Source organism: Blastococcus capsensis (assembly GCF_030165005.1).
In the GTDB taxonomy this organism is placed as follows: Bacteria; Actinomycetota; Actinomycetes; order Mycobacteriales; family Geodermatophilaceae; genus Blastococcus; species Blastococcus capsensis.
This window is the reverse complement of the sequence record NZ_JASNNW010000013.1, coordinates 84867-103918: the sequence shown is the minus strand read 5'-3', so window position 1 is coordinate 103918 and position 19052 is coordinate 84867. Positions and strand designations below refer to the sequence as shown.

Genomic DNA, 19052 nt, shown 5'->3' with positions numbered 1-19052 from the left:
GTCATGGCCCTCATCGCTGGGTGATGCCCTCCGGCGGCGGCGGGCCCAACCAGCCGGGACGGTTCTGCCCGACGGGCGCGCGCCGACGGCCCGATCCACCGGCGGCCGCAGCGACGACCAGACCCGGCAGCCAGGCGTCACGGGCCGCGAGCCGGGCCAGCAGCTGGCCGACGTACCGGTTGCGGACGGCGTGCGGCGGCTCGCCCGGGCTCTCCCCCTCCAGCCACACGTCCGGCACCTGGGCGAGCACCTCCTCGAGCAGTGGCCGCGTGACCCGGGACGCCAGCGCGGCGTCGGCCGCGGGCACGTCCGGCGCGCACTCGATCAGCGCGTGCGCCGACGCGTCGTAGGGCCGGGTGACGGCGGCCTCGGCGCCGGGCCAGTGGTGGTGGAAGGTCAGCGCCGCGCCGTGGTCGATCAACTGCAGGCGCCCGTGCCAGAACAGCATGTTCGGGTTCCGCCAGGAGCGGTCGACGTTGCCGATCAGCGCGTCGAACCACAGCACCCGTCCGGCCAGCTCCGGGTCGACGCCGTCGGCGCCGGCCTCGAAGTCCAGCGCGCCGGGCAGGTAGTCCAGGCCGAGGTTGCGCCCTGCGGAGCGCTGCAGGAGCTCCTGCACCTCGTGGTCGGGCTCGCCCACCCCCAGCTCGGGGACGACGTCCACGGTCACCAGCGCCGGCACCGGGAGGTCGAGCGCCCGGGCCAGCTCCGCGCACACCACCTCGGCGACCAGCACCCGCACGCCCTGACCCGCTGCACGCCACTTCACCACGTACGTGCCGAGGTCGTCGGCCTCCATCAGCCCAGGCAGCGACCCGCCCTCGCGCAGCGGGGTGACGTAGCGGGTGGCGGTGACGACGGGCAGCACAGTGCCGGTCAACCTACCGCCGTCGGCACCCCGGCCGCCGCGCCGTGGTCCGGGTCGCCGTGCCCCGACCGGGGGACGCGCGGGGGCTGACGGAGGAACTGCGCGAGGGAACCGTGCTGGCCCGGCTGGGCGGTGACGAGTTCGTCATCCTGCTGCGCGACTGCACCGAAGAGGAGGTCGCGCAGGTTGCCCGCCGGGCCCTCGCCGCCGTCCGCCGGCCCTGTCAGGTCGAGGGGGTGACCCTGGAGGTCGACGGCAGCTGCGGGGTCGCCGTCCACGGCGGCAGCGCCACGGACCTGCTGCGGCACGCCGACGTCGCCATGTACGCGGCCAAGGCCGACCACCTGGGGCTCGCGGTCTACGCACCGTCCATGGATGCAGGCGCGGCGGCCCGGTTGAGCCTCTCCGGTGACCTGCGCCGGGCCATCCGCGACGGCGAGCTCGTGGTGCACTACCAGCCGCAGGTCCGGTGCTGGACACCTGCCTCGCCGCCCAGGTCGCCGGGCTGCTCCACGAGCACGGCCTGCCCGCCTCGTGCCTGGAGCTTGAGATCACCGAGAGCGCGGCCATGAAGGACCCCGGCCGCGCGCTCGAGGTGCTCCAGGAGCTCCGCTCGCTGGGGTTGGAGCTGTCCGTGGACGACTACGGCACGGGCCACGCGTCCCTGGCCTACCTGACCCGCCTGCCGGTGAGCACGCTGAAGATCGACCGTTCCTTCGTGCAGACGATGGAGCTGGACCCCAGCGACCGGACGATCGTGCGGTCGACGATCGATCTCGCCCACAGCCTGGGCCTGCGCGTGGTGGCCGAGGGGGTGGAGACCCGCGCGACCTGGAGGAACTCGGCCGGCTGGGGTGCGACATCGCCCAGGGCTACTGGCTCGCCCGGCCGCTCCCGCAGGCCGCCGTCGCGGCATCCGTGGCCGAGCTCGAGAACCGGCCGGCGCTCTCACACCCGGCCTGACCACCCGGCACGACGGCGCCGCGACCGGGAGACTGCACGACGTGGGCCTCCTGCGCGCAACCGACCCCGCCGTCCTCGCCGACGCGCCGTTCACCTACGCCGAGGTGGGAGCCACCGGCGACGCCGTCCTGCCGGCGGGGTACCACCACGCCGAGCACCGGACGATCGTCGGCTCGGGGCGGGCGGCGTTCGAGCGCGCCACGGCCGCGGTGTTCGACTGGCGGGCGCAGCGCGGGGTCGGGCTGCGCGTGCGCGCCGACGGCCCGGCGAGCACGCCCGGCACCGTCGTGCTCCTGACCGCGGGGGCGCCGCGGCTGGGGTACGACATCCCGTGCCGGGTGGTGTGGGCCGCCACCGACGGCGACGAACGCGGATTCGCCTACGGCACGCTGCCCGGCCACCCCGAGAGCGGCGAGGAACGGTTCACCGTCCGGCTGACCCCGGACGGCGACGTCGCCTACGAGATCCGGGTCTTCTTCCGCCTGGCCTCCCCCGCCGCCCGGCTGGCCGGACCGCTCAGCCTGGTGGCGCAGCGGCTGGCGACCGCCCGGTACGCGGCCGTGATCCGCCGGGCGGCTCGCGGGTAGACCTACTCGCCCCGGCGGACGGCCGAGCGCTCGCGCTCGACCAGCTCCTTGCTGCGCACCAACCGGGTCGTCGTGACCACGACCAGCCCGCCCAGCACGTTGAACAACGCGGTGTACCAGAACCACGCCAGCCAGTCGGCGTAGCCGAACGGGGCTCCGGCGTGCAGGGCCGCGAAGGCCATGAGGGACTCGACGATCGAGTGGAACAGCTGCAGGCCACCGATCAGGAAGCCGCCGATGACGGCCGCGATCACCTTCACCATGTCGGAGCTGCTGCCGTGCTGCATCCGCGTCATGAGGGTCATCGCCATGCCCGCGAGCACGGCGAGTGAGATCGACTGCAGGTTCAGCGGGGAGAGGACGAAGTGCGCGGCCATCTCGGTGGCCGTGTCCCGCAGGTCGGGCAGTGCACGGACGATCAACCAGGTGACCAGCCATCCCCCGACGAGGTTGGCCACCAGCGTGCCGGCCCACAGTTTGCCGAGCTGCCGGATGCTGGCCCGCCCGGCGACCACGGCCGTCACCGGCACGAGGAAGCCCTCGGTGAACAGCTCGCTGCGACCGAGGACCAGCGCGACGAAGCCCACGCTGAAGGCCAGACCGGCCAGCAGGTGGCTCCCCGTCGCCGCGTAGACGGCCAGCAGGGCGAGCAGTCCGGTCGCCACCTCGAAGCCACCGGCCAGCCCGGTGGCGAGCACTTCTCGCCAGGTGCGGTGCAGCCGTTGGGCACCCTCGCTGAGGATCCGGTCGAAGGCCTCGGAGACCTCGTCCTCGACCGGCGCGCTGGACTCGCCCAGCTCCTCACGCGTGTGGTCGACGGCCACGGTCTCTCCTCGGATGGCGGGACGCCGGAGCCCACGGCGCGGCGGATACGTAGCGGACGCTCTACCCATGGGCGTCCTCCGCACACCGTCCCGCGCAGGTGGCGTCGTCATGGCGCCGCGGCCGAGGTGCTGGCTACGGTTCCGGCCGTGGATCCGACCGACCGGCTCGCCGCACTGCTCCGCGAGCGCGGAGCGGAAGCGATCGGGCACCCCGGGGGCACGCTCGGCGGCCACCTGGAGCGGGTGCAGCACCTGTTGGCCCGGCTGGGCGCCACCGCCGGCGTCCAGCTCGCCGGCCGCGCGCACGCCGTCCGAGCCTGGTCAACGAGCTCGACGTCGCCGAGCACGCCCGGGTTTCCTCGACCAGCACGGCGGCTACTTCCGGCGACTCACCGAGCAGTGGGCGCCGGTGCTCGGCCCGGCGGTGCTCGCCGAAGCGCGGCGGGTGTTCGGCGAGGCCCGCGACGGTTCATGACCACGACTGTCGGCCGGTGGCCGCCTCCGCGCACGCGAGACAGCAGCAGGCCAACAGCCGGGTGGTGCGCTCACTTCGGGAACGGCATCCGCTGCAGCGCCCCGAACCCGGCGGTCATCACCGTCGTTCCGACGCCACCCCTGCCGCAGGTCAGGCCGGTCCACCGCTGGGGCCGAACTGCTCCACGCGGATGGCCGCCGCCGGGGTGCCCAGCGTCTCGAGCAGCCCGGTGGCCGCGCCGGCGAACGCCGCCGACCCGCACACGAAGACGGTCTGACCCGGCTCCCACAGCGGCACGAGGTCCTCCGCGGTGAGCCGGCCGGCGGGGCGGATGCCGCTCGGCTCCCGGGTGCTGGCGATCAGCGCGCCGGCGTCGCGCAGCTCCTCGGCGTAGGGCAGCAGCTCCAGCGTGCGGACGGAGACCGCGATGCGCAGCAGGTCGGTCCGCCCGAGGTCACGCGCGGTGCGCAGCATCGACACGAAGGGGACGACCCCGCTGCCGCCGGCGACGAGCAGCGACGGGGTCGTGCCGTCCCACACGAACCAGCCCCCGATCGGTCCGCGGACCTCGAGCACGTCACCGGGCTCGACGACGTCGGCGAGGTGAGTGGACACCTCGCCGTCGTCGAGCCGTTCGACGAACAGCTCCAGCAGCGGGTCCCCGGGCGCCGAGGCGATCGAGTACGACCGCTGCGCGGTGTACCCGTCGGGAGCGGTCAGCCGCACCACGTAGTGCTGTCCGGGCAGGTGGTCCACCCGGTCCTCGACGTCGAGGCGCAATTGGACCGAACGCGGCACCGGGCGGCGCACCCCCGCGACGGTGGCGGTGTGCCATCCGCCGCTCGGCGCGCCGGCGACCCCAGCACCCAGTACGGCCTCGTCCCAGGGCTCGCCCCGAGCCTGCGAGGGGTCTGTCGGCCTCGGTGCAGGGTCCCGCCGCCGGCCCTCGTGCAGGACCCCGCCGTGAGCCTGCGAACGGTGGGGGGCAGGAGGGTCCTTCCCCGGTGGGGGGCAGCGAGGTCCTTCCGGAGGCCCTTCTTCAGTCACCCTGGTACCGCTGCTGCCGCCACGGGTCCCCGCGGTCGTGGTAGCCGTTCTGCTCCCAGAAGCCGGGCTGGTCGCGGGCCAGCAGCGACAGCTTGCTGACCCACTTGGCGCTCTTCCAGAAGTAGAGGTGTGGCACGAGCAGCCGCACGGGCCCGCCGTGCTCCGGGGTCAGCGGGCGGCCGTCGAAGTCCCAGACCAGCCACGCCTTCCCCCCGGTGACGTCGGCCAGCGGCAGGTTCGTCGTGTAGCCCGTCGTCGACGTCGCCATGACGAACCGCGCCTCGGCGGTCGGCCGGGCCGCCTCGAGGAGCGTGTCGACGCTGATGCCGGAGAACCGGGTGTCGAACTTCGACCACGTGGTGACGCAGTGGATGTCGCCGCGGTACTCCGAGGGCGGCAGCCGGTGGACCTCGTCCCACGACCACGTCGTGGGCAACTCGACCCTCCCGTCGACGGTGATGCTCCAGGTCTCCGGGGCGATGCGGGGGGCGGGCTCGGCGGTCAGCACCGGCCAGTCGCCGCCGACGTCGTACTGGCCGGGGGGCAGCCGCGGGTCGCGTGCGCGACGGCGACCGAGGAATCCACGGGTGGGGGTGGGCACAGGTGCTCCAGTCCCCCGACCTCCCGCTGCTCAATCGTGACCTCGCGATCACTCGTCACCGACCTGCACGAATGCCCTCGGACACCCCGCTGACCTGCGGTGAGGGTCCCCTTACATGAGGTGTTTCACCTTGTGTTGGCTTGGTGGCAAGCGCCGTGTAGTCCTAGCGTGAGGACTTGTGGTGACGGTGGAGCACGCGCAGCGCAGGACCCCGAAGGTTGCGAAGACGAACTCGGTCTTCAAGAAGGCCGTCATGGCGGTCAGCGGCATCATCATGGTGCTGTACCTGATCGCGCACGTGGTCGGGAACCTGAAGGCCTTCTCCGGCGCGGAGGCCTTCAACTCCTACTCCGGGTGGATCCGCACGGTCGGCAACCCGGCAGTGCCCGGGCAGACCACCCTCTGGATCATCCGGCTCGTGCTGCTGGCCGCGGTCGTGGCCCACTTCTGGGCCGCCGTCTCGCTGTGGCGCCAGGCCAAGCGCGCCCGCCCCCAGGGGTACGTCACCAAGAAGGCGGTGGCGCAGAGCTACGCCTCGCGCACCATGCGCTGGGGCGGCGTGATCATCGCCGCCTTCATCATCTACCACATCCTCGACCTCACCACCGGCACGGTGAACGCCGAGGGCTTCGACAGCACGCCGTACGACCGGCTGGTGGCCAGCTTCCAGAACCCGTTCGTCACGATCTTCTACGCGATCTCGGTGATCCTGCTCGGCATGCACCTGCGGCACGGCATCTGGAGCGCCACGCAGACCCTCGGCCAGAGCAACCGCCGCCGCGAGAAGACCGTCAGCCTCTTCGCCATCGGGTTCGCCACGCTCCTCACCCTCGGCTTCCTGCTCGTGCCCTTCTCCGTCCTCTTCGGGCTCATCGACTAAGGAGCTCCACCGATGCCTCTCGAGCTTTTCAACGTCGGCGAGCCGATCGCCGACACCAAGGCCCCCCGCGACGTGCCGATCGGCGAGCGCTGGAGCCAGCGACGGTTCCGCGGCCGCCTGGTCAACCCGGCCAACCGCCGCAAGCTGACGGTCATCGTCGTCGGCACCGGCCTGGCCGGCGGCTCGGCCGCCGCCACGCTCGGCGAGCAGGGCTACAAGGTCAAGTCGTTCTGGTACCAGGACAGCCCGCGCCGGGCGCACAGCGTCGCCGCGCAGGGCGGCATCAACGCCGCCAAGAACTACCGCAACGACGGCGACAGCGTGCACCGGCTGTTCTACGACACGGTCAAGGGCGGCGACTTCCGCTCCCGCGAGAACAACGTGCACCGGCTGGCCGAGGTCAGCGTCGACATCATCGACCAGTGCGTGGCCCAGGGTGTGCCCTTCGCCCGCGAGTACGGCGGCCTGCTGGACAACCGCTCCTTCGGTGGCGCCCAGGTGTCGCGCACCTTCTACGCCCGGGGCCAGACGGGCCAGCAGCTGCTGTACGGCGCCTACCAGGCGCTGGAGCGGCAGATCGCGGCCGGCAACGTCGAGGAGCACGCCCGCCACGAGATGCTCGACCTCATCGTGGTCGACGGCCGCGCCCGCGGCATCGTCGCCCGTGACCTGGTCAGCGGGGAGATCAGCACGCACTTCGCCGACGCGGTCGTGGTCGCCAGCGGCGGGTACGGCAACGTCTTCTACCTGTCCACCAACGCCAAGGGCTCCAACACCACGGCGATCTGGCGGGCACACAAGCGGGGCGCGTACTTCGCCAACCCCTGCTACACGCAGATCCACCCGACCTGCATCCCGGTCAAGGGCGACTACCAGTCCAAGCTCACGCTGATGAGCGAGTCGCTGCGCAACGACGGCCGCGTGTGGGTGCCCAAGGAGCGCGGCGACGACCGCGACGCCCGGGACATCCCCGAGGCCGACCGCGACTACTACCTCGAGCGCATCTACCCGGCGTTCGGCAACCTGGTGCCCCGCGACATCGCCTCCCGCCAGGCCAAGAACGTCTGTGACGAGGGCCGCGGCGTGGGCCCCGGCGGGCTCGGCGTGTACCTGGACTTCGGTGACGCCATGGAGCGCCTGGGGCGACCGGCGATCGAGGCCAAGTACGGCAACCTCTTCGACATGTACGCCCAGATCACCGGCGAGGACCCGTACGAGACGCCGATGCGGATCTACCCCGCCGTGCACTACACGATGGGCGGGCTCTGGGTCGACTACGACCTGCAGTCGACCATCCCCGGCATGTTCGTGATCGGCGAGGCCAACTTCTCCGACCACGGCGCGAACCGTCTCGGCGCCAGCGCCCTCATGCAGGGGCTGGCCGACGGCTACTTCGTGCTGCCGGCCACGATCAGCGACTACCTCGCCGACGGTCCGTTCGAGCAGGTCGACGAGGGCCACCCGGCTGCCGTGGAGGCGCTCACCGGTGTGCAGGAGCAGACCCAGAAGCTGCTCAACATCAACGGCAACCGCACCCCGGCGTCCTTCCACCGCGAGCTGGGCAAGCTGATGTGGGACCTCTGCGGCATGGAGCGGTCCGAGGAGAGCCTGCGCAAGGCGCTGGACCGGATCCCCGAGATCCGCCAGGAGTTCTGGACCGATCTGAAGGTGGGCGGTGACTGGCACTCCTTCAACCAGACCCTGGAGCACGCCGGCCGGGTCGCCGACTTCATCGAGCTCGCCGAGCTGATGTGCGTCGACGCGCTGCACCGCAACGAGAGCTGCGGTGGCCACTTCCGCGCCGAGAGCCAGACCCCCGAAGGGGAGGCGCTGCGCGACGACGAGAACTTCGCCTACGTCGCCGCCTGGGAGTGGACGCCCCAGGGTCAGCCCCCGGTGCTCCACAAGGAAGACCTCGAGTACGAGTACGTCCACCTCGCCCAGCGGAGCTACAAGTGACAGCCACAGACGGCGCCATGCGGTCCAGCGTCGGCACCCCCGGGGCCGAGAAGCGCGGGATGAACCTGACCCTGCGCATCTGGCGGCAGCAGGGCCCCTCGGTCAAGGGCAAGATGGTGACCTACAAGGTCACCGACATCTCCCCCGACATGTCCTTCCTCGAGATGCTCGACGTGCTCAACGAGCAGCTGATCCTGCAGGGCGACGACCCGGTGGCCTTCGACCACGACTGCCGCGAGGGCATCTGCGGCATGTGCGGCGTCATGATCAACGGTCAGGCGCACGGTCCGCAGCAGACCACCACCTGCCAGCTGCACATGCGGTCGTTCGCCGACGGCGACACGATCGACGTCGAGCCGTGGCGGGCGACCGCCTTCCCGGTGATCAAGGACCTCGCCGTCGACCGGCGGGCGTTCGACCGGATCATCCAGGCCGGCGGCTACATCAGCGTCCCGACCGGGACGGCGCCGGAGGCCCACGCGACGCCGGTGCCGAAGAAGGACTCGGACGCCGCGTTCGACGCCGCGACCTGCATCGGCTGCGGCGCCTGCGTGGCCGCCTGCCCGAACGCCTCGTCGATGCTGTTCACCGCGGCGAAGGTGACCCACCTCGGGCTCGTGCCCCAGGGGCAGCCCGAGCGCGACGACCGGGTGGTCAACATGGTCGCCCAGCAGGACTACGAGGGCTTCGGCGGCTGCACCAACATCGGCGAGTGCTCGGCCTCCTGCCCGAAGGGCATCTCGATGGAGACCATCTCCCGGCTCAACCACGACCTGCTCGGCGCCCTGCGCGCCGGCGCACGGCCGAAGAGCTGATCAGGGGCCCCGTCACGAGGACGGGGCCGACCGCGACGGGCGGGCATCCACTCCGGATGCCCGCCCGTCGCGTTCACGGGGCCGCTCCCGGGCTGTCCCGCTGCGCCCGTGCTGCCCACCCGGCCGATGACCGACGAGGAGTACGGGGCCTGGTCGGACGATGGCTCACACCGGGCTGGTAGCCGGCGGCCGGCCGACCGGCAGCTGCGCCCGCTCGTGCAACCACACCCACAGCTGCTCCGGCGGCAGGGGCCGGCTCAGGTGGTACCCCTGGACGACGTCGCAGCCGAGTTCGACCAGCGCCGCCACGGTGGCCGCGTCCTCCGCTCCCTCGGCCACCAGGACCAGGTCCAGGGCGTGCGCCAGCTGCAGCGTGGAGGTGACGATCGACGCCGCCCGCGCGCTGCCCGTCATGGCGGAGATGAACGTGCGGTCCAGCTTCAGCTCCGTCACCGGCAGGGCAGCGAGGTAGGCGAGGCTCGAGTGCCCTGTGCCGTAGTCGTCGATCGCCACCCCGACGCCGTCCTCCCGCAGCCGGGCGAGCACCCGGACGGCGCGCTCACGGTCCTCCATGAGCAGGCTCTCGGTGACCTCGAGGACCAGGCTCCCGGCCGGGAGCCCGTGCGCGGCCAGCTGGCGTGCGACGTCGTCAGGGAAGTGCTCGTCGACCAGGTTGGAGGGGCTGACGTTGACCGCCATCGTGAGCGCACGCCCCTGGTCGGCCCACTGACGGCACTGGGCGAGCGCCATGTCGACGACCTGCGTGGTGAGCTGCGCCATGAGCCCCGCGGTCTCGGCCAGCTCGATGAAGGCATCGGGGTAGAGCAGGCCGCGCGTCGGGTGCTGCCACCGGACGAGCGCCTCCACGCCCTCCACCACTCCCGTCGGCAGGGCGAGCTTGGGCTGGTAGTGCAGGACCAGCTCCCCACGCTCGAGCGCACGGCGCAATGCGGCGACGTCCTCGAGGCGGTGCCGGCCGTGCCCGTCCCGCGCCTCGTCGTAGGCGGTGGCGCCCAGCCGGCCGGTCTTCGCCGAGTACATCGCGAGGTCGGCCAGTTGCAGCAGCTCGATCGCGCTGCCGGCGTCCCTGGGGGCCACGGCCAGGCCGACGGCGGCGTCGACGGTCAGGTCCATGCTGTCCAGGCGGAACGGCCGCTGCAGGTGCGCACGGAGGCGCTGTGCCATCACCAGGGCGTCGTCGGCGTCCAGGTCGGGGGCCAGCACGACGAACTCGTCCCCGCCCAGCCGGGCCAGCAGGTCACCGGCGCGCACCTCCGCCTGCAGCCGGGCGCCCACCTCCCGGAGGAGCGCGTCGCCGACCGCATGCCCGAGAGAGTCGTTGATCTCCTTGAAGCGGTCCAGGTCGAGGACCAGGACGGCGAGCTCCTCGCCGTCGCGCAGCCGGACGTCCACCGCGTCGAGCGCCTCGAAGACCGAGCGGCGGTTGGGCAGGCCGGTCAGCTCGTCGGTGCGGGCCTGACGACGGCTGTCGGCCAGGGCCCGCACATCGCGGAAGGTCAGGCCGGTCCGGGCGAGGGCGGCCAGGACTGCTCCGAGGGCCAGTACCCCGGCCACCGGGTCCCCGCCGGCCAGGTAGCCGGTGAAGAGCAGGGCCACGGCGATGAGCGCGCAGGCGCCGGGCAGCAGGAGCGCGCCCTTGCTCTGGCTCCCCCGCTCGCTCTCGCCGATGCGGCCGCGCTGGCAGGCGGCCAGGCCGAGGCAGACGAAGGCCAGCCCCCAGGCGTAGTCGAGCGGGCCGCCCACCGTGTACGTGCCCCGGACGACCTGGAAGGCGTAGACGGTGTCGGTCAGGACGAACAAGGACAGGCCGCTGGTGAGCCACCACCAGCAGGCACCGGCCCGGCGGCCGATGACCACCAGCGCGCCGGCGAGCAGGCTGAGGAGCAGCAGGTCCCCGATCGGGTACGCGATGCTGGTGAGGACCAGCGCCGGCCCGCCCTCGGCCGACCGCAGCAGCGGCCCGAACGCCAGCGCGCCGGCGACGGCGGCCACGGTCAGGCCGGTGACGGCGCAGTCCAGCCAGGTGCTGAGGGTCAGCCGCCGCACCCGCGTACGCAGCATGAGCACGAGCGCGACGAACGCCAGCGGGTAGAACCCCATGAAGCCGACGTCGGTCCACGACGGCCGTGGCACGACGGCGAGATGGCGGTAGTGCACCTCGAAGGCGGCGGCGCCGGAGAAGTAGCAGCCCACGGCGGCCGCGAACAGCCACCAGGCGCTCCGGTCCCCTGTCGCGTCGCAGCCGCGCACGAGGAACATCAGCGCGACACCCGCGAGGAAGACGAGCTTGCCCTCCTCGGCCAGCAGGGTGCCGACGTCGGCGGAGCCCAGCGAGTCGGCCAGCAGCGCCAAGGCCCAGAGGCCACCGAAGACGGCGCCCAGGAGGCGCACGACCCGGAGCCGGCCGTCGTCGCCCCGTCGCCGGGCGTCGGGGCCCGGGGCCGGAGCGGATCGCTTCGTGCGCATGGGACAGGTATCGACCGGTTTCGTATCGCACTTCAGTGCTGGACGTCGCCCGCGACGCCCGGCTCCCCCGTCGGAGCGACGTGCGACAGACCGCAGGCTCGTCCGGCCGGCGCATCGGCGTGCCGGCACCGGGGGGGTGACCAGCCCGAAGGGGTGACGGTCCGTTCAGCTCGCGCGCCGGCGAGCCGTCAACCGATCGGATCAGCATCCGGGCACGAGCGAGCGGAAGGAGGGACCGTGGCCAGCGAGGCGACCGCACCGCAGGTCCCCGCCGGCGGGCTGGGCAGGCGCGCCCGCACCCTGTGCCTGGCGGTCCTCATGGTCGCCCTCGTCGCCCTGGCGGTGCTGCTGGCTCCCGGTCTCGTGGGCCGTGGCCCGTTCCTGCCGGGGATCGAACTGCCCTGGTGGGCGATCGCGCTGGGCGTCGCCGCCACCGACGCGTTCGTCCTGCACGTCCAGACCCGCCGGGAAGCGCGGACGATCTCGTTCAGCGAGATCCCGCTGGTCCTGGGGATGTTCTTCGCCGCACCGCTCGCGGTCGTCGCCGGGCAGGTGGTGGGCGGCGTGGTGGCGATGCTCGCGTACCGCCGGACGCCGCCGACGAAGTTCCTCTTCAACCTCGCCCTCCTCACCGGTGAGACGAGCCTGGCGCTCGCGCTGTTCCACGCCCTCGCACCGGACAGCGGCTTCCCGGGACCGGCCACCTGGCTGGCCGCTTACGTGGCCACGCTGGCCGTCGACGTCCTCGGGGCCGTAGCGGTCAGCGCGGTCATCGCCGCCTACGACGGCGGGGTCGACCTGCGCTCGCTCCTGTCGGACGCCGGCTCGCTGGTACGGCCGCTCATCGGCACCACCCTGAGCCTCATGGCCGTGCTCACCCTGACCGCGTCGCCGACGGCGGGGTGGTTGCTCGCGGTCTGCGGCGCGCTGGTCCTGCTGGCCTTCCGCAGCTACGCCGCCCTGGCCGAGCGGCACCTCAACCTGGAGCGGCTGTACCGGTTCAGCCAGGCGGTGAGCGCGACCCCCGAGAACGGCGACCTGCTGGCCGACGTGCTCACCGAGGCCCGGAACCTGCTGTCCTGCGAGCAGGCGATGATCGCCTTCGCGCCCACCGCGGAGGGCGTGGTCACCCGGGTGGGCCTGGACCCCGCTGGTGAGCTCCGTCGCCACGAGGACGAGGACGCGAACTCGGCCGGGTGGGTGACCGACCTCGTGACCCATGGCGGCCGGCCGGTGCTGCTGCCCCGCGGCACCCGCGACCCGCAGGCCCGCAGGCAGCTGGCGTCCCTCGGGATGCGGGATGCGGTCGTCGTCCCGCTCAGCGGCTCGGCCGACCTCGAGGGCGCGCTGGTGGTGGGCGACCGGCTGGGCGACGTGCGCACCTTCGACGGCGACGCCGTCCTGCTCCTGGAGACCGTCGCCAACCACGCGGGGGTGGCGCTGCGCAACGACGAGCTGATCGGCCGCCTGCGCCACGACGCCCTGCACGACGCCCTGACCGGGCTGCCCAACCGCACCCACCTGCAGCGTGCGGTGACCGACGCGCTGGCGGAGGTGGCCGCCGGCCGGGCGGCCGGGGCGTCGGTCATGATCCTCGACCTCGACGAGTTCAAGGAGGTCAACGACACCCTAGGCCACCACCAGGGCGACGCGCTGCTCGTCGAGGTCGGCACCCGGCTCACCTCAGCCGTGGGCGCGGCGGGCTCGGTGGCCCGGCTGGGCGGCGACGAGTTCGCCGTCCTGCTGCCCGGGACCGCCGACGAGGACCACGCCTTCCGGATCGCCCGCGCCCTGCTGCAAGCGTTCGAGCTACCGGTGCCGCTGGACGGCCTGGCGGTGGAGATCGGGGCCTCGATCGGGATCGCGCTTGCTCCGGCGCACGCATCGGACACGGCGGCACTGCTGAAGTGCGCCGACCTGGCGATGTACGACGCCAAGTCCTCCACCGGCGGCATGCGCCTCTACGAGCCCGACCTGCACGCCACCAGCCCGCGGCGGCTGACGCTGGTGTCCGAGCTGCGCGCGGCCCTGCACGACGGCTCGGTGGTCGTGCACGTCCAGCCGAAGGGCGAGCTCGCCTCGGGCCGGGTCGTCGGCGTGGAGGCGCTGGTCCGCTGGGAGCACCCCGAGCGCGGTTGGGTGCCGCCGGACGACTTCGTGTCCGTGGCCGAGCGCAGCGGCCTCATCGGGCTGCTCACCACCCGCGTGCTCGACGCCTCGCTGGCCGCGTGCGCGCAGTGGCGGGCGGACGGCCACGACCTCGGCGTCGCGGTGAACCTGTCCACCCGGAGCCTGCAGGACCCGGCGCTGGTCGACGAGGTCGCCGGGCTGCTGCTGCGCTACGGCGTCCCGGCCGACCGGCTCACGCTGGAGGTGACCGAGAGCTCGGTCATGGCCGATCCCGGCCGTGCCGTCGCGCTCCTGGACCAGCTCCGCGCGCTCGGCGTCCGGCTGTCGATCGACGACTTCGGGACCGGGTACTCGTCGCTGTCCTACCTGCAGCGGCTCCCCGTGCAGGAGGTCAAGATCGACCGGAGCTTCGTCGCCGCCCTGCGCGGCGACGGCGAGAACGTGGCGATCGTGCGGGCCATCGTGGACCTGGGCAGACACCTCGGGCTGGACGTCGTCGCCGAGGGCGTGGAGGACCAGGCGACCTGGGACCTGCTCCGGTCGATGGGCTGCGACCTCGTGCAGGGCTGGCACCTGGCCCGGCCCATGCCGGTCGAGGACCTCCCCGGCTGGCTGACCGGCCGTCGGGCCGCGCCGGGCCGGGCCGGCCTGCGCATGGTCTGACCGCGGGTCACCGGGCGGGCACGGGCGGCATGATCCGCTCCACGACGTCGGCCGGCATCAGCCCGGCCTTGCCGAAGCGGGTGGCCGCCTCCAGGAACTGCGGTGCCGAGGCGGCCAGCTCGACCAGCATCTCGCGGGCGGCGTCCTCCCGGCCGGCCAGCGCCGCGACGACGGCCCGCCACATCAGCTGGTCCGGCTCGGTGACGGGGTCCATGGGGCGCAGCAGCTCCAGCTCGCGGTCGGCGGTCACCGGGTCGCCGTCGATGGCCATCTGGAACGCGCGGACGACGTCCTGGTAGCGGGCGCGGGTGACCGTGAGGTCCGCCAGCACGCCGAGCGGATCCGGCGAGTCGTCCACGCGCAGGTCGACCACCATGTCGTGCCAGGGCCGGCCGGTCGTGGTGGCACGGACGACCATGATCGCGGCCGACCGCCGTCCCCGGAAGTCGCCGCCCGCCTCCTCCCCCGCCACCAGTGCGCTGAGCAGCCGCTGCGCCAGGGGGCCGGCCGACCCCTCGAACCGCTCGACCATCGCCTCCCACACCGCCGGCGAGCTGGCCATGTTGGCCAGGGCGACGCAGTTGTCCCCCTCCAGGTGGCCGGCGTCGTCGACGCAGCTCGTGCCGGTGTAGGCCGCGAAGTCACCGGCCACCCCCAGCACGGCGACCTGCCGGCGCTCGGGCTGCGGGTCGACGCTGCTGAGCGCGGTCAGCACCTCCTGCGCGGTGAACCCACCCTGCAGCAGGTCCAGGCCGACCGAGCCGTACATCGGCTCGGCCATCGACTGGGTGGCGATCACCCCGTGACCGGGTAGCGCGAAGGGGACGCTGTTGCCGACCGCGAATGCCTGGGACTGGGTGGCGACGCCCATCTCCCCGGTTTCCGGGTCGCGGGCCACGATCGAGTAGGTCACCGCCGCGAGCTACCCGCGGCTCCCGGGGTGCCGAAACACGGGGCGGTCATACCGTGACCGGCTCCATCGCCTCGGCCAGCAGCTGCACCGACCGCAGCCGGCCCTCCAGGGACCCCGACTGGTGGGCGACGATCAGCTCGTCGGCGTCGGCGACCTGCACGAAGCCCTCGAGGTGCTCCCGCACCTGCGCCGGGGTACCGACGGCGGTGTGGGTGAGCATCGTGCTCACGTGCTGCCCGGCGCCCTGGGCGAGCAGCTGGTCGGCCTGCTCGTCGGTGAGCGCCTGGCCCCGGCCGAACAGTCCGATGGCCAGGTTGCGCCGGACGGCGGCGAGCTGCTCCTGGGCGGCCGCGGTGCTGTCGGCGGCGACGACGTTCACGCCGGCGATGACGTGGGGGCGGGCGAGCTGGGCCGAGGGCTCGAACTCCCGGCGGTAGGCGGCGACGGCGGGCTCGAGCATGGCCGGCGCGAAGTGCGAGGCGAAGGCGTAGGGCAGGCCCAGGGCGGCGGCCAGCGTGGCGCCGAACATCGAGGAGCCGAGGATGTAGAGCGGCACGTGGGAACCCCTGCCGGGGATGGCGTCGACCCCGGGCACGCGGGACTCCCCCGCGAGGTAGGCCTGCAGCTCCAGCACGTCCTGCGGGAACGTGTCGGCCGAGCGCGGGTCGCGGCGCAGCGCGTACATGGTGTTCTGGTCGCTGCCCGGGGCGCGGCCGAGCCCCAGGTCGATGCGACCCGGGTACATCGCGTCGAGGGTGCCGAACTGCTCGGCGATGGTGAGCGGCGAGTGGTTGGGCAGCATGACGCCACCGGCGCCCAGCCGGATGCTGCTGGTCTGCGCGCCCACGTGGGAGATGAGCACGCTGGTGGCCGACGACGCGATCCGCGGCATGTTGTGGTGCTCGGCGTACCAGACCCGCTCGTAGCCGTGCTCCTCCGCGCGCCGGGCGAGGGCCACGCTGGCGGCGATGGCGCTGCTCGCGGTCTCCCCGCGCGGGATCGGTGCCAGGTCGAGGACGGACAAGGGAATGCTCATGCGCGCGGGCCTCTCGGATCGGTTGTCCTGCGCAACGCCCGACGTGGCCGGCTCCTTCCCGCCAGTGCGTGCGCGCACGCCCCGTTCCAGGCCTGGAACCGGGCGTGCGCGCACTCCGTCGTCAGGCTGCGGTCAGCGGCTCTGCAGCGCGTCCAGGGCCACCGCCATGGACGCCGCGACGCGGAAGTCCAGCCGCGGGTCGGGCACGGTGACGGTGTAGCGGTCGCGGAGGGCGACCCGCTTCTGGCTGCTCAGGACCGGCGCACCGCTCCGGGTGTCGGTGAAGTCGAAGTGGAAGACGAACGGCACGGGAATGTTGTTGAGGAACGGGATGAAGTTCCAGACCCGGCGCAGCACGGCGATGAGCTGGTTCCGCTCCTGCCCGACGGCCTCCACGCCCGGGGCCGAGAGGTTCCAGGTGGAGCGCAGCAGGCTGGCCCCGAACTGCTTGCGGAAGTAGCCGATGGGCCGGCCGTACTCGTCGAAGACGTCGTGCTCGGCCCCGACGTCCAGCCGCTGCCGGGCCCTGAACGAGAACACCCGCCGGCTCTTGGACTCGTCGGCGAAGAAGACGACCTCCTCGCGCAGCTTCATGCGCTTCTGCTCGGCCAGGGCCATGAGGGGGCCCTCGTTGCCGTCGGAGTCGGCCACCCGGATCTCGTAGCGGTTGACCATGAAGGTGACCCGCTGGGCGACGAAGAATCGGGGCACGACCATGGGCGCCGGCGGCTGGTTCTCGAAGGGGACGGTCACGTCGGTGCTCCGTTGCGGTCGAGGTAGGAGTGCCCATCGTGACGCACCGGCCGTCGCGGCGGCACGATGCGGGTTCCCGCCGGGCCGGCCGGCGTCGCGCACGCGGGATCCGGAGGCATATTCCGTGCAGCGGCCCGACCGGGTCCTCGGTTCGGCGATGGCACGGGGGCGCGCGCCGGACGCTCGGCTGTCGACGCGGGACCGGGTCGTCGCCCTGACCTTCGACGCGTGTGGCGGCGCGCGCGGCAGCGGCTACGAGGCTGCCCTCGTCGAGGTGCTGCGGACGACCCGGACGCCGGCCACGCTCTTCCTGGGGCACGGCGCACTACGACGAGGTCGCCGTCCGGATCGCGCGGGACCTCGGTGAGACGGTGGTCAACTTGACGTCAACGGTGATGCCGGTGCGACGTCCGGAGCGCAGCAGGTGGCCGCCGCGCTGCAGTCGGCATCGCCCGGATCGATCGTCATCGGGCATCTGAACCCGCCGGCCAGCGGCACCGCACAGGGCGTGGCGGCCGCGCTGCCCCGCATGGCGGCAGCCGGGTTCCGCTTCGTCCGGCTGTCGGACCACCTCGGATAGCGCGGCCGGCGCGTCAGCGCAGCGGCAGCGGCGTCCGGTCGCCGTCCTCGCGCGGGCCGAGGATCCAGCGCTCCTCCGGTGCGATGGGCACGTCGTTGATGCTCGCCTCGCGCCGGCGCATGAGTCCGTCGGGGGCGAACTCCCACTGCTCGTTGCCGTAGGAGCGCCAGGTGCCGCCGCCGGCGTCCTGCCACTCGTACTGGAAGCGGACGGCGATCCGGTCGCCGGTGAAGGCCCACAGCTCCTTGCGCAGGGCGTAGTCGCGCTCGCGCTCCCACTTGCGGGTCAGGAAGGCGACCACCTCCTCCCGGCCTCGCAGGAACTCCTCCCGGTTCCGCCACACGGTGTCCTCGGTGTAGGCCAGCGACACCTTCTCCGGGTCGCGGGTGTTCCACCCGTCCTCGGCGGCCTGCACCTTCTGGCGGGCGGTCTCGAGCGTGAACGGCGGGAAGGGGGGACGGGACACGCAGACCTCCTCGATGCGGGCGGCCGCTTCTCGACCGCCCGCCCCTACCCTGCCCGGAGTACGCGGGAGCGGCGAGCGCGCCGGTGCGATGAGTTACGGGCCGCGGCCCGGTCTACTTCCCGACGAACCGCTGCACCGAAGGAGAATCCCGTGGGACACATCGCCGCCTCGCTGTTCACCACCGTCGACGGCTCGGCCGAGCGGCCCGACCAGTGGCACTTCCCGTACTTCGACGAGGCGATGGGCAAGGCGGTGGACCGGCACACCGACCGGTGCGAGGCCTACCTGATGGGCCGCGTGCTGCACGACCAGTGGTCGCAGTACTGGCCCGGCAACGACACCGACGAGTTCGCCGACTTCATCAACCCCATCCCGAAGTACGTGCTGTCGACGACGCTGGAGAGCTCGGACTGGTCGGGCACCACCGTGCTGCACGACCTGGACGAGGTGCGCGCCCTCAAGGAGCGCACCGAGGGCACCATCGGGATGTCCGGCAGCCTGGCCACCGTCCGCTCGCTGCTCGAGGCCGGTCTGCTGGACGAGCTGGTGCTGCTGGTCGACCCGATCGTCGTCTCCGGAGAGCGCCGCTGGACCGACGAGCTGGGCCGTGCACCCCTGGAGCTGGTCTCCTCGGAGGCGCTCCCGACGGGCGTGCTGCACCTGGTGTACCGGCCGGCCCGGACGGGCTGACGGCCGTCGACCGCTCGCCAATTCTTCGTAGAGCCGTCACGCAGTCGTCGTGTGCGACGGTCACTCTGTCCGCATGACCGCAAGCCTCTTCGTGACCGGTACCGGCGTCGGGTGGATCGGACGCGATCTCCGACCGGAGGACCGCGGTGCGGATCCGCTGGTCGGCGTCGTCCACGCGGTTGCGAGGCCGGTGGTGGACGGGCTGGACTCGTCGGTGTGCGGCGTCCTGGTCACCGCCACCGCCACCTCCGACTGGGCGTCGGACGGTGTCCTGTCGCGTTGCGAGGAGTGTGCGCGCATCGCCGGCTGAGCGGG

18 protein-coding genes and 2 pseudogenes are annotated in these 19052 nt (G+C 72.8%); 11 read left to right on the top strand and 9 right to left on the bottom strand.

Annotated elements, in window-relative coordinates; all coding sequences use genetic code 11:
* Positions 1–10 precede the first annotated feature (10 nt).
* The gene (locus QOZ86_RS13250; protein WP_284492443.1) at positions 11–880 is read right to left on the bottom strand and encodes a HipA family kinase; all 870 of its coding nucleotides are present in this window, start codon (positions 878–880) and stop codon (positions 11–13) included.
* A 47-nt stretch (positions 881–927) separates the two neighbouring features.
* Here QOZ86_RS13250 and QOZ86_RS13245 point away from each other — a divergent pair, with 47 nt between their 5' ends.
* The 3 genes and pseudogenes from QOZ86_RS13245 to QOZ86_RS13240 all read left to right on the top strand — a co-directional run bounded on the left by QOZ86_RS13245 (position 928) and on the right by QOZ86_RS13240 (position 2418).
* Positions 928–1440, top strand: a complete 513-nt coding sequence (locus QOZ86_RS13245; RefSeq protein WP_284492442.1) for a diguanylate cyclase domain-containing protein — start codon at positions 928–930, stop codon at positions 1438–1440.
* A pseudogene (locus QOZ86_RS21215) lies at positions 1338–1655 on the top strand (EAL domain-containing protein); the annotation flags it as partial. The gene QOZ86_RS13245 and the pseudogene QOZ86_RS21215, both read left to right, overlap by 103 nt.
* A 217-nt stretch (positions 1656–1872) precedes the next feature.
* On the top strand, positions 1873–2418 hold the full coding sequence (locus QOZ86_RS13240) for a DUF1990 domain-containing protein (RefSeq protein WP_284492441.1): 546 nt from the start codon (positions 1873–1875) through the stop codon (positions 2416–2418).
* A gap of 2 nt (positions 2419–2420) precedes the next feature.
* Here QOZ86_RS13240 and QOZ86_RS13235 read toward each other — a convergent pair whose 3' ends face one another.
* Positions 2421–3242 (bottom strand): formate/nitrite transporter family protein, encoded by an 822-nt coding sequence (locus QOZ86_RS13235; RefSeq protein ID WP_284492440.1) that lies wholly within the window; start codon positions 3240–3242, stop codon positions 2421–2423.
* On the opposite strand from QOZ86_RS13235, the pseudogene QOZ86_RS21210 reads away from it, so the two are divergent.
* Positions 3132–3542, top strand: a pseudogene (locus tag QOZ86_RS21210) (DUF6817 domain-containing protein); the annotation flags it as partial. The gene QOZ86_RS13235 and the pseudogene QOZ86_RS21210 overlap by 111 nt on opposite strands.
* A gap of 325 nt (positions 3543–3867) precedes the next feature.
* Here the strand turns inward: QOZ86_RS21210 and QOZ86_RS13230 are convergent.
* Positions 3868–4515, bottom strand: coding sequence for an FAD-binding oxidoreductase (locus tag QOZ86_RS13230; RefSeq protein ID WP_284492439.1), 648 nt, complete (start codon positions 4513–4515; stop codon positions 3868–3870).
* Positions 4516–4756: 241 nt separating this feature from the next.
* Positions 4757–5365 carry a sulfite oxidase-like oxidoreductase gene (locus QOZ86_RS13225; RefSeq protein WP_284492438.1) on the bottom strand — a complete coding sequence of 203 codons (609 nt, stop codon included), beginning with the start codon at positions 5363–5365 and terminating at the stop codon, positions 4757–4759.
* A 181-nt stretch (positions 5366–5546) separates the two neighbouring features.
* On the opposite strand from QOZ86_RS13225, the gene QOZ86_RS13220 reads away from it, so the two are divergent.
* From QOZ86_RS13220 to QOZ86_RS13210, 3 genes are read left to right on the top strand one after another with little or no spacing between them, the layout of a single operon-like run.
* Positions 5547–6245 carry a succinate dehydrogenase cytochrome b subunit gene (locus QOZ86_RS13220; protein WP_284492437.1) on the top strand — a complete coding sequence of 233 codons (699 nt, stop codon included), beginning with the start codon at positions 5547–5549 and terminating at the stop codon, positions 6243–6245.
* Between the two features lie 12 nt (positions 6246–6257).
* Entirely contained in the window at positions 6258–8204 is a 1947-nt protein-coding gene (locus QOZ86_RS13215) for a fumarate reductase/succinate dehydrogenase flavoprotein subunit (RefSeq protein ID WP_284492436.1), read from the top strand.
* The gene (locus QOZ86_RS13210; RefSeq protein WP_284492435.1) at positions 8201–9019 is read left to right on the top strand and encodes a succinate dehydrogenase/fumarate reductase iron-sulfur subunit; all 819 of its coding nucleotides are present in this window, start codon (positions 8201–8203) and stop codon (positions 9017–9019) included. The genes QOZ86_RS13215 and QOZ86_RS13210 overlap by 4 nt, the downstream gene beginning before the upstream one ends.
* Before the next feature lie 165 nt (positions 9020–9184).
* Here QOZ86_RS13210 and QOZ86_RS13205 read toward each other — a convergent pair whose 3' ends face one another.
* A complete protein-coding gene (locus QOZ86_RS13205) occupies positions 9185–11506 on the bottom strand; it encodes a putative bifunctional diguanylate cyclase/phosphodiesterase (protein WP_284492434.1) in 2322 nt (773 codons plus the stop codon).
* 237 nt (positions 11507–11743) lie between these two features.
* Between QOZ86_RS13205 and QOZ86_RS13200 the strand changes: the two genes are divergently transcribed.
* Positions 11744–14299, top strand: coding sequence for a putative bifunctional diguanylate cyclase/phosphodiesterase (locus tag QOZ86_RS13200; protein WP_284492433.1), 2556 nt, complete (start codon positions 11744–11746; stop codon positions 14297–14299).
* A 7-nt stretch (positions 14300–14306) separates the two neighbouring features.
* Here QOZ86_RS13200 and QOZ86_RS13195 read toward each other — a convergent pair whose 3' ends face one another.
* The 3 genes from QOZ86_RS13195 to QOZ86_RS13185 form a co-directional block, all read right to left on the bottom strand.
* Entirely contained in the window at positions 14307–15212 is a 906-nt protein-coding gene (locus QOZ86_RS13195; RefSeq protein WP_284492432.1) for a DUF1028 domain-containing protein, read from the bottom strand.
* A gap of 46 nt (positions 15213–15258) precedes the next feature.
* Entirely contained in the window at positions 15259–16248 is a 990-nt protein-coding gene (locus QOZ86_RS13190; RefSeq protein ID WP_284492431.1) for an LLM class flavin-dependent oxidoreductase, read from the bottom strand.
* A gap of 132 nt (positions 16249–16380) precedes the next feature.
* Entirely contained in the window at positions 16381–17001 is a 621-nt protein-coding gene (locus QOZ86_RS13185) for an LURP-one-related family protein (RefSeq protein ID WP_284492430.1), read from the bottom strand.
* Positions 17002–17425: 424 nt separating this feature from the next.
* On the opposite strand from QOZ86_RS13185, the gene QOZ86_RS13180 reads away from it, so the two are divergent.
* Positions 17426–17581 (top strand): polysaccharide deacetylase family protein, encoded by a 156-nt coding sequence (locus QOZ86_RS13180; protein ID WP_284492429.1) that lies wholly within the window; start codon positions 17426–17428, stop codon positions 17579–17581.
* Between the two features lie 13 nt (positions 17582–17594).
* Here QOZ86_RS13180 and QOZ86_RS13175 read toward each other — a convergent pair whose 3' ends face one another.
* Entirely contained in the window at positions 17595–18047 is a 453-nt protein-coding gene (locus QOZ86_RS13175; protein WP_284492428.1) for a nuclear transport factor 2 family protein, read from the bottom strand.
* A 150-nt stretch (positions 18048–18197) separates the two neighbouring features.
* Between QOZ86_RS13175 and QOZ86_RS13170 the strand changes: the two genes are divergently transcribed.
* Both QOZ86_RS13170 and QOZ86_RS13165 read left to right on the top strand, forming a co-directional pair.
* The gene (locus tag QOZ86_RS13170) at positions 18198–18737 is read left to right on the top strand and encodes a dihydrofolate reductase family protein (protein ID WP_284492427.1); all 540 of its coding nucleotides are present in this window, start codon (positions 18198–18200) and stop codon (positions 18735–18737) included.
* Positions 18738–18810: 73 nt separating this feature from the next.
* The gene (locus tag QOZ86_RS13165) at positions 18811–19047 is read left to right on the top strand and encodes a hypothetical protein (RefSeq protein WP_284492426.1); all 237 of its coding nucleotides are present in this window, start codon (positions 18811–18813) and stop codon (positions 19045–19047) included.
* The last annotated feature ends 5 nt before the right edge of the window (positions 19048–19052 follow it).